Source organism: Rhodopirellula halodulae (genome assembly GCF_020966775.1).
In the GTDB taxonomy this organism is placed as follows: domain Bacteria; phylum Planctomycetota; class Planctomycetia; order Pirellulales; family Pirellulaceae; genus Rhodopirellula; species Rhodopirellula halodulae.
The window spans coordinates 4,860-8,684 of record NZ_JAJKFV010000028.1; the positions used below are offsets into that span (position 1 = coordinate 4,860).

The window sequence follows — 3,825 nt, forward strand, 5'->3', positions numbered from 1 at the left end:
AAAGACGTACGTGTAGCCGGGTTCGGGAGCACTAGTGTCGTACGGAGCCAACTTTTCAACGTGAGCAACGGCGGAATCGGCATCCAGTTCGTGAAGGCATTCGCCGTCGAGCAAAGCTCGAAAGTTTTCGGATTCGGCGATTTCGATGAATGCAACCTTGCCAGCAGCATCAAAATCGATCGCCAAACCTTCGAGGTACCATTCGCGTTCTTCGTCGGCGTCGCCATCGTGTGGGCCGATAAGTTGGCGGACGTCCGCCCGTGTCATGCCGAATCGAATCGGTCCAACGCCCACCGTCGGGAGTATGTCGAACGCTTTCATGGATTTTCTTTATTCGGGTAACGGCACGCGTCACCGGGTACGCGCGAAAGATTCTCAATTGCAAAACCGCCCGACTCGCGTACTCCGGTGCACGCGATGGTTACGCCTTTTCTGATAGCGGGATGGGGTCCGCGAACCATTTGATCAGGACATCATCGATGAATCGACAAAACTCTTCGGCGCAACGTGATACGTCTTCGTCATTCGTTGACCAGCCAAAATTGTAGCGAACTCCGTCTGGCGAGTTGGCGCGAGTGTATGCGTCGCTCCATGGCCCAGTGAGTGTAGTTTCAGTGGAGTCGTTCAACGTAACGTGCGCCATCACGCGAACATTGCGACCGCTGGAGTGTTTTTGAAACCCAATGTGATCGGTGCGGTCTTGGGACGGACGCACAAAATGTCCGGCCCCTGCCTTCGCGAATCCAATCGTGGTCAAATGTTGCGCAACGTGCCGAAGCATCTTGTCGCGGGCCTGTCGCATGGCTTTGTCGCGGGCTTTCAATTTGGCTATGCGATCAGTCATTCATCTAATGGCGTAACGTTTGCGATATGCGGGCGGTGGCGAGGGATGTGATTGGAATGCCAAGTTGATCTCCACCACCGCTCCGTCATCATCGCGTGGTTATCGGGAATACTATTGTCGATCCAATGGAAAGATTCGATACCGCCGGTTGACGATCGCGAGCGCACCGACGGGTGAGGACGCGATGGGTACGATGTCGATGGAGAGCGTCAAAGGATTGTTTTAGACGTAATCGACATCGTTCGCATCGTTTCCGGGAGTCTACGCAGCGGAAAAACGTTGGAGTCGCGGTGAGGCGATCGGTTGGCAACCGGAACGCAGCCCGTTCGTCCGAAAGGTTGGCGACCGTTCGCATGACCGCGACGGATGTTGCAAGATCGAGCGACGGAGTGTGGCGAGCGACCGACCGCAGTTTTTTCCGCTATCGTGTTCATCGTCAATTGGTTCGACGTTCAAAGTGTTGAACGTTCTTAATGTGTCTTCGTAGCGCCGTCGAGCAGACGATCGCGAGCATCAATGATGGCGTGGTGTGCAGCCGAGATCACCATCACCGCGTCCTGCATGAGTTGCCGCGATAACGGTACGGTTCAGCGGGCGGCGGCGATTGACCCAACCACTGGAGAAAAGGTGACCACCGCCGCTCCGTTGCAACCGATGGTTATCGCATTTCTGGTGGAAGTTCGTCGAATGGCGATTCACAAACGTGCAGAGTATTGAGTGGCGAGTTTGCAACCAAATCCCAACGCACCCAGGAGTATTCCACCGTCGAAGTACCGCCGGCGTCCGGTGGTCCCATTGTAGCGATCTTGATGACGCCCGTTTGGCGATCGTCGTCCATGGAGTCCAGTGCAGACACCCAACGAGTTACGCCGGGTGACACGTCGGCATCCCCAGCCCAAACGGTCGAGTCGTGCGTCCAGCCGTTCTCGGAGTGAGTCTGAAGTACCAGATCGTTGAAGTCGAAGCCCTTGTGATCGGCAGTATTGTATCGAAGCAGAAGTCGGGACTTGCCATCCGGTGAAGTCACCGATTCTCGTTCGACGACGGTTCGGTGGCAACCGTTGATTGCAAGAACAGCAGTGATCAGTGCGAAGCGAAACATTCAGCTGCGATAACGGTACGGTTCAGCGGGGCCGCGCGATCGACTCACCACTTCAAAAACGTCAACTCGCGGCCTCCGTTGCAACCGATGGTTACCCGCGATTTGCGAGCTAGATTCACCACAACGCGGCCAGCTGAGTGTAGTGCTCACAAGGCGCTGACGCAACGAATACGCGATGGTCAAACGATCGCATGACCGCGACGTTAGCAACCGCGTGTTCGTACCACCAATTGCCAGTGTCGATGCATGTAAACCGACCATTGTATTCAACGGATGCCCAGCTATTCATTGAAATGTGAATCGAATGTTCCGGCGGTACGGGAGATCCAGTATTGTCAAAAAAGGAGCGTTCGGGAGCACCCGAATGGTATCGGTAGGTTAGAGTTGCCGAGCAATCTGTCCAGTCGATGTAGATATTGCGACAATCGAAACTATTGTTTTCGACGTGAGATGTCACGTCGTTGACAAGCGGCGATTCAAATCGGTTCGTTTCGCCGAAACCTACCTTGTGCCACAGAACATCCGGAAGATCAGAATGGCTCTTTAGTGGTAGCAGTTTTGGCACGCGGCTCCGCAACACGGCGAGTTCGCCACCGCGTGATGCCTTCGTCCATGTTGTACCAATCGTTTGGACTGCAATCATCGACGGCGCTGTACTTCAGTCGGGTAACGTTGGCCGTAACCGGGCGGCGACGAAAGACTGTCCACTTCAAATCCGCCCTACTTCGCCGCTCCGGTTCACGGCATTGTTCTGCGGAGTCCCGCGAATGATTCTACCATTCGAGAAAATCGTCACCAGCATCTGTAGTAATCAGAGCGTTGAAGTGTCGAGCAATTTGGACAACCTTCTGACGCACAGGATTTGATGCATCCTCCATATCCGGGTGGTAACGCATCGATAGTTCACCGTGTGACAATACGAGGAACGGTATCCGCGCACCGTGGTCCGGTATCAATTCAGATTGTCCTGGCGGAGCTGACATTCTGATTACGCTGCCGTCTGGTGCGGTTGCTTCGAACGGTTCGGTACGCGACGCAAGCTCCGAGTCAGAATCAACGAAAGCCATCCAATCCGCGTCTGAAATTGATTCTCCAGTTTCATTGTAATTGCGATCAATCGATGTCGTGACGATCAGAGATACACTCATTTGATTGTCCGCAGAACGTTTGCGATATGCGGGCGGTGGCGAGTGATGTGATTGGAATGCCGAGTTGGTCTCCACCACCGCTCCGTCATCATCGCGTGGTTATCGGGAAAACTGTCGTTGATCCAATCGAGCAATTCGAAACCGTCGAGTGACGCTCATGAGCGCACCGACAGGTGAGGAAGCGATGGGTACGATGTCGATGGAGAACGTCAAAGGATTGTATCAGACGCAATCGACATCGTTCGCATCGTTGCCGGGAGTCTACTCAGCGGTGAAATGTTGAAGTCGCGGTGAGGCGATCGGTTGGCAACCGGAACTCAGTCGTTCGTCCGAAAGGTTGGCGACCGTTCGCATGACCGCGACGGATGCTGCAAGATCGGGCGACGACGTGTGCCGAGCAACCGAACGCAGTTGTGTCGTGCATCGTGTTCAGCGTCGATTTGTTCGACGTTCAAAGTGTTGAACGCTTTCTTTGTGTCATCGGTGCACCGTGGAGCGGGCGTTCGCGAGCATCAACGATGGCGTGGTGTGCAACCAAGAGCGGCATCGGCACGTTCAGTAAGAGTCGCCGCGATAACGTTCGGCGTCACCGGGCGGTGGCGAGAGATGTGATTGGGAAGTGTACCGAGTCTCCACCACCGCTCCGTGTGCACGCAATGGTTATCCAATGACCTGCGGGTTTAGGAAGCGGTAGAGAATATAATCGTCCTTTTTGCCATGCCGCTCGAACC

5 protein-coding genes are annotated in these 3,825 nt (G+C 54.7%); 1 reads left to right on the forward strand and 4 read right to left on the reverse strand.

Annotated elements, in window-relative coordinates; translation table 11 throughout:
- From LOC70_RS13075 to LOC70_RS13090, 4 genes are all read right to left on the reverse strand, one after another.
- On the reverse strand, positions 1–321 hold a 321-nt coding region (locus LOC70_RS13075; RefSeq protein WP_230254032.1), incomplete at its 3' end, for a hypothetical protein.
- A gap of 100 nt (positions 322–421) precedes the next feature.
- Entirely contained in the window at positions 422–844 is a 423-nt protein-coding gene (locus LOC70_RS13080; protein WP_230254033.1) for a hypothetical protein, read from the reverse strand.
- Between the two features lie 658 nt (positions 845–1,502).
- Positions 1,503–1,946, reverse strand: coding sequence for a hypothetical protein (locus LOC70_RS13085; RefSeq protein WP_230254034.1), 444 nt, complete (start codon positions 1,944–1,946; stop codon positions 1,503–1,505).
- A gap of 773 nt (positions 1,947–2,719) precedes the next feature.
- Positions 2,720–3,094 carry a hypothetical protein gene (locus LOC70_RS13090; RefSeq protein WP_230254035.1) on the reverse strand — a complete coding sequence of 125 codons (375 nt, stop codon included), beginning with the start codon at positions 3,092–3,094 and terminating at the stop codon, positions 2,720–2,722.
- 157 nt (positions 3,095–3,251) lie between these two features.
- On the opposite strand from LOC70_RS13090, the gene LOC70_RS24300 reads away from it, so the two are divergent.
- Positions 3,252–3,377 carry a hypothetical protein gene (locus LOC70_RS24300; RefSeq protein WP_255716065.1) on the forward strand — a complete coding sequence of 42 codons (126 nt, stop codon included), beginning with the start codon at positions 3,252–3,254 and terminating at the stop codon, positions 3,375–3,377.
- Positions 3,378–3,825 lie beyond the last annotated feature (448 nt).